The 5,689-nt window shown below is 59.2% G+C and carries 5 protein-coding genes; 4 read left to right on the forward strand and 1 reads right to left on the reverse strand.

What is annotated here, in order from left to right; translation table 11 throughout:
* Positions 1-354: MBL fold metallo-hydrolase (locus Q0J74_RS10135; RefSeq protein WP_297214230.1), on the reverse strand; the 354-nt coding region annotated here is incomplete at its 3' end.
* An 844-nt stretch (positions 355-1,198) separates the two neighbouring features.
* On the opposite strand from Q0J74_RS10135, the gene Q0J74_RS10140 reads away from it, so the two are divergent.
* The 4 genes from Q0J74_RS10140 to Q0J74_RS10155 all read left to right on the forward strand — a co-directional run bounded on the left by Q0J74_RS10140 (position 1,199) and on the right by Q0J74_RS10155 (position 5,344).
* Positions 1,199-2,002, forward strand: a complete 804-nt coding sequence (locus tag Q0J74_RS10140; RefSeq protein WP_297214233.1) for an electron transfer flavoprotein subunit beta/FixA family protein — start codon at positions 1,199-1,201, stop codon at positions 2,000-2,002.
* An 18-nt stretch (positions 2,003-2,020) separates the two neighbouring features.
* Entirely contained in the window at positions 2,021-3,025 is a 1,005-nt protein-coding gene (locus Q0J74_RS10145) for an electron transfer flavoprotein subunit alpha/FixB family protein (RefSeq protein ID WP_297214237.1), read from the forward strand.
* Positions 3,026-3,047: 22 nt separating this feature from the next.
* Positions 3,048-4,190, forward strand: a complete 1,143-nt coding sequence (locus Q0J74_RS10150) for an acyl-CoA dehydrogenase (protein WP_297214240.1) — start codon at positions 3,048-3,050, stop codon at positions 4,188-4,190.
* Between the two features lie 71 nt (positions 4,191-4,261).
* The gene (locus Q0J74_RS10155; protein WP_297214243.1) at positions 4,262-5,344 is read left to right on the forward strand and encodes a hypothetical protein; all 1,083 of its coding nucleotides are present in this window, start codon (positions 4,262-4,264) and stop codon (positions 5,342-5,344) included.
* Positions 5,345-5,689 lie beyond the last annotated feature (345 nt).

Here is a 5,689-nt window from a genome sequence, read left to right on the forward strand (position 1 = left end):
CTGGAAAATGGTGTGGGCTTCAGGGAACAGCAGCGCTCCGCCGGCGTGGTCGTTGTGCAGATGGGTGTACAAAACTGTGTCGATATCCTTGGGGGTGAGGCCCTCCTTCGCCAGCGCATCCAGCACATACTGGTTGCCGCCCACCGCAGCGTAGCCGCCCCAGGCCTTTCCGTCCACAATATTGTCCTGATGAATGCCGGTATCAACCAGGACGTTCTGTTTGCCATTTTGCAGCAGATAGCCAATATACGGCGCGTCGATCATCAAATCAGGGTCCAGACCGGCGGTAAATACACCGCGGGGCGCATGGATTTTGCCATAGTAAAGCGACGTGATCTTCCAGTTGGCTTTCATCTGAATCATCCTTTCATTTTAAGTTGCAGCGTACGCTGCCTATAACCGGTAAACGCCTCGTTCTGATACAAAATGCAAGTTTTGTGCCAAGGCATCAAATCGGGCCGCTGACACCGGCGGGCCACATAAAAATTTGCAACTTTCCAAAATTGGGGGAGAAATCCCCTGCTGGCGGAAGGATGACGGGGGGCTTTGAAAGCCAAAGTGTCTACTTATAGAAACAGTTTCGTGTATAGTCCACAAAGCGCGTCCGATTATTCCCCTCCATTGCGGGAATTTTGCCATATCAGGGCGTCAAAATACACCCGATTATGCAAGAACTGCTCAGCGGAAACCGGGTGAGGTCCCCGTTCTCCCGGCAGAAGCAGGGGGGAACCGCCAATCTGAATTCAGATCCCAGGTGTCTACTTTTTGATACCGGCTCTCCTGCAAGAATAGCGTAAACCGGGACGATACCCGTAAATGGTTTCACACGGCAAGTGTGTACTTTTATAGACATATCAGCCGTTTGACCACCGCATTTCTCAAATTTTCCATGGATTTTTGGGAATCCGAAGTGCATCCCGGCCTCCGGCAGCCCGACAGACGGCCAGCCAGCCAAAGGCGCAGGCCGCGGCATGTCCGGTGCCGCATTGGCATGGAACTTGCACGCTAGCAACACGAACAAGGGACTTTTGACCGGACGGACCACGCGGAGGATTTGACGGAAAAGCGGTCAGAGGTCTTCACATTTATATGGGGAGGAGCGTATCAGACAACAAGCGCCGGCCCATCCGTGCCGTGTCGGGGCGGCGGAGATAAGCCGGAGACAGAACACAGCAACCACATAAAAGGAGTTGAAAGCATGAATATCGTTGTTTGCGTCAAACAGGTACCTGACACGACAGAAATCAGAATTGACCCGGAGACGAACAGACTGATTCGCGAGGGTGTTCCCACCATTTTGAATCCGTTTGACGGCTACGCGCTGGAGGCGGCGGCCAGAATCAAAGACAAGGCGCCGGAAACGAAGATTGTGGTGGTGAGCATGGGGCCGGAGCAGGCAAAAGCCGCGCTGAAGGAGTGCCTGGCCATTGCGGCGGACAAGGCCTATCTGGTTTCCGGCCGGAGCTTCGGCGGCTCGGATACCCTGGCCACCAGTTACATTCTTTCCCAGGCCATTCAGAAGATTGAGGAGACCGAGGGCAAATTTGACGCTGTCTTCTGCGGCAAGCAGGCCATTGACGGCGATACCGCCCAGGTAGGGCCGGAAATTGCAGAGCATCTGGGCTATCCCCAGGTGACTTACGGTCTGGAAGCGGAAGCGGTGGAAAATGGTCTTCAGATAAAAAAGGAAGTGGACGACGGAATTGAGATGATTGGTGTGGGGCTGCCCTGCGTGGTCACGTTCACCAAGCCCTCCTGGGACCCCCGGTATCCCACCATTAAGCGGAAGATGGCCGCCAATCGGGCTGAGATCCCGGTGTTGGGCGAAGACGCGTTCCCCGACATGGATACCGGTATGATCGGCCTGAGCGGATCGCCCACCCACGTGAAGAGCACCTTTGTACCGCCGAAGAAGTCGGGTGGGATTAAGATCAAAGAGGAGAGCGACGACTTGTCCGCCCAAAAGCTGTTCAGCTTCTTGAGCAAGGGCGGCTTTGTTTAAGGTGAGGAGGAACATGTGATGGAAGCCAAGACCAGGGATCTTTGGGTGCTTATAGAAACCAATGAGGACGGAAGCGCGAAAAACGTGGGCCTGGAGCTGCTGACTCCCGGCAGGGCGATGGCGGATAAGCAGGGCGGCGCGCTGGTGGCGGTGGTGATCGGCCACCAGATTGACGGGGCGGTTAAGGCCGCCTCGGAGCACGGAGCGGACAAGGTCATCGCAGTAGAGGGCGCGGAATATCAGCACTATACCACCGATGCCTACTCCACTGCGCTGGTGAGCCTGGTGGAGAAGTACGGCCCCACCAGTATGCTCATCGGCGCGACCAATAACGGCCGCGACCTGGCTCCCCGGGTAAGCTGCCGGCTGAAAACCGGATTGACGGCGGACTGCACCGCGCTGGATATCGACGCGGAAACCGGCAACGTGGCTTGGACTCGTCCTGCCTTTGGCGGCAACCTGATGGCCACCATTCTCTGTCCCAATCATCGCCCTCAGATCGGCACCGTGCGTCCGGGCGTGTTCAAGAAAACGCCGCCCTGCGAGGGCAAGGCGGAAGTGGTGCGGGAAGACATCCATGTGGATGCCAAAGACATTCGCACCCAGGTGCTGGAGGTCATCCGGGACCTGGACAGCGAAAAGGTGGACCTGGAGGGCGCCGATATCATCCTGTCCGGCGGGCGGGGCGTAGGCGGCCCGGAGGGGTTTGCCCTGCTCCATGAGGTGGCGGAGTTGCTGGGCGCCACGGTAGGCGCGTCCCGGGCGGCGGTGGACGCCGGCTGGATCGCCCACAGCCATCAGGTGGGCCAAACAGGCAAGTCCGTCGGTCCAAAGCTCTACATTGCCTGCGGAATTTCCGGCGCAATCCAGCATCTTGCCGGCATCAGCGGCGCCAAAATCGTTGTGGCCATCAATAAGGACCCCGATGCCCCTATTTTCGATGTGGCGGACTGCGGTGTGGTGGGCAATCTCTTCGAGGTACTGCCTGTGTTGGCAGAAGAAATCCGAAAAAGCCGCACATAAGATCTGAAAAGGAGCGTGTAGTATGAATTTTCACTTTAATGAGGAAGAACAAAGTATTCTGGAGATGCTTCATGACTTTGCCGTAAGAGAAATCGCGCCCCATGCGGCTGAGATTGACGAGAATGAGCGTTTCCCCCAGGAAAATTGGAACAAGCTGGCCGAAATGGGAATGATGGGCGTCCCCTTTCCGGAGGAGTACGGGGGAGCCGGCCTGTCTTATCTGACCTATATCGGCGTGTGCGAGGAGCTGGCCAGGCACTGCGCCTCCACTTCCGTTATGGTATCGGCGCACACCTCCCTCTGCTGCTGGCCCATCGCGGAGTTCGGCAGCGAGGAGCAAAAGCAGAAGTATCTGCCCGAGCTGCTGGCCGGAGAAAAGCTGGGCGCGTTCGGCCTGACCGAGCCGGGTGCCGGCACGGACGCCGCCATGCAGAAGACGGTGGCGGAGGACAAGGGCGATCACTGGGTCCTGAACGGCTCCAAGATCTTTATCACCAATGCCGGCTACGCCGATATATTTGTGGTATTCGCCATGACAAACAAGGAGCTGGGTACAAAGGGAATCTCGGCGTTCATTGTGGAGCGGGGCTTCCCCGGCTTCAAAGTGGGGGCGCACGAAAAGAAAATGGGAATCCGCGGCTCCTCCACCTGTGAGCTGGTGTTTGAAAACTGTATTGTCCCCAAGGAGAATCTGTTGGGAAGCCTGAACAAGGGCTTCCGCATCGCCATGATGACGCTGGACGGCGGACGTATCGGCATCGGAGCTCAGGCATTGGGAATCGCCCAGGCGGCGATTGACGAGTGCATTAAGTACACAACCGCGCGCATTCAGTTCGGCAAGCGGATCAGCCAGTTCCAAAACACCCAGTTCCAGCTGGCCGACATGCAGACCCGCGTGGACGCCGCCCGCCTGCTGGTCTACCGCGCCGCCCAGGCCAAGCAGGACCATGAGCCGTACAGCCACCTGGCGGCGATGGGCAAGCTGTACGCCGCAGAGGCAGCCAGCAGCGTCACCCGGCGCTGTCTCCAACTCACAGGCGGCTACGGCTACACAAGAGAGTATCCCTTTGAGCGCTATATGCGCGACGCCAAGATCACCGAAATCTACGAAGGCACCAGCGAGGTCCAGCGCATGGTAATCGCCGGGTGGATGGGGGTAAAATAACTCCATCTGAAGGGAATCGAACCTATATCGCCGGGACGCACCATGCAGGGGGGACACACGCAGTGCGGAATATGGGCGGGGAAACCCAAAGCGTCTATCTTGTGGCCTGCTGCCGCACGGCAATAGGCGCGCTGAACGGAAGCCTGCGGCATGTATCTGCCGGAGAGCTTGGCGCCGCGGTGGTGCGGGAGGTGCTGCGCCGGTCCGGCACGGCGCCGCGCCTGGTGGAGGCGTTGGTGCTGGGAAGTGCGTCTGCCGCAGGTCCGGCCCACATTCTCGCCGGCCAAGTCGCAGAAAAAGCAGGGTTTTCCCCCTCCGCCAGAATAGCCGGCATGGCGGATGGATCCGGCATAAACGCGCTTCTCCGGGGCGCGCGCAGCATCCGTACCGGGGCCGCTCAGCTTGTGGCGGCGGGGGGAGCCGGGAACAGCTCGGCTGCGGGACGAGGCGCAATTCCGCTTCGTCAGGAGACCTGCGCGGGAAATGCGCACTGTGAAAAGCAGTGTGTTCCCCGGGAGGAATGGGAGGCCTTTGTCCTTGCTTCCAGGGAAAAGGCGCAGGCCGCAGGACTGGCGGACCGCTTCCGCCCAGAAATCGTGCCTGCCGTTCCGGTAGACGGGGGCCTGCTCCGCATGCTGGAGGCAGATGAGTATTTAACCATGGCGGCACATCAGCTCCCTGCCGGCTGCAATGGGGACGGAATGTCCATGGAACCCCCCGGCGACGGAGCGGCGGCTGCACTGCTGGCATCGGGCGCGGCGGTGTGCCGGTACGGCCTGACTCCCATGGCCAGGCTCCTGTCCTGGGGGCAGGCCGGTGTTCCAGCGGAGGTATCCGGTGACAGCATGGTGCTCGCCTGCCGCCAGTCGCTGCGGAAGGCCGGCTTGACAGCGGATGACATCGACCTTGCAGAGTTTGGAGAATCCTTTCCTCCGCAGACGGTGGCGGCGGTCCGCTCGCTGGGCTTCGGATTGGAGCGCGTCAATGTAAACGGCGGAGGAATCGCCCTTGGCGCTCCGGCCGGATGCGGCGGCCTGCGCATGATAGTGACGCTTCTCCATGCTTTGCGTGGGCGAGCCTATGCAAAGCGCGGCATGGCCGCTCTAAACACCGGGACCGGGCAGAGCCTTGCCGTCGTATTTGAAACATGCTGAACAGCCGGAACAGATGGGATTTATAACGGTAAAAAAGCAGGTCGAAGCGTACCTTCGGAACAAGCAAGGCGGGACAACCGCCGGTACACCATATGGCTCCTGCCGCCGAAGTATTCTGGACGGCTTTTGTCCAGGCAAACCGCAGGCCGCAGGCCCTCTCCTGCGGAAAGCATCCCTGTGCTCTGCCTGGCATACGGCACAGCACAGGGGTCCTTTCCGCTTATCGGCACAAAAGACGGATTTACTGGCAAATTGACAGGAGGTTCCATTGTGATGAAAAAGATTGTAGTAATTGGCGGCGGCACCATGGGTCTGGACATTGCCCAGGTTTTTGCCCGCAACGGC

It is taken from the genome of uncultured Flavonifractor sp. (assembly GCF_944387675.1).
Lineage (GTDB): Bacteria > Bacillota > Clostridia > Oscillospirales > Oscillospiraceae > Flavonifractor.

Coding starts and splice junctions, on each gene's coding strand:
- Q0J74_RS10155 (WP_297214243.1), top strand. CDS start 4,262: ATGGGCGGGGAAACCCAAAGCGTCTATCTTGTGGCCTGCTGCCGCACG.
- Q0J74_RS10150 (WP_297214240.1), top strand. CDS start 3,048: ATGAATTTTCACTTTAATGAGGAAGAACAAAGTATTCTGGAGATGCTT.
- Q0J74_RS10145 (WP_297214237.1), top strand. CDS start 2,021: ATGGAAGCCAAGACCAGGGATCTTTGGGTGCTTATAGAAACCAATGAG.
- Q0J74_RS10140 (WP_297214233.1), top strand. CDS start 1,199: ATGAATATCGTTGTTTGCGTCAAACAGGTACCTGACACGACAGAAATC.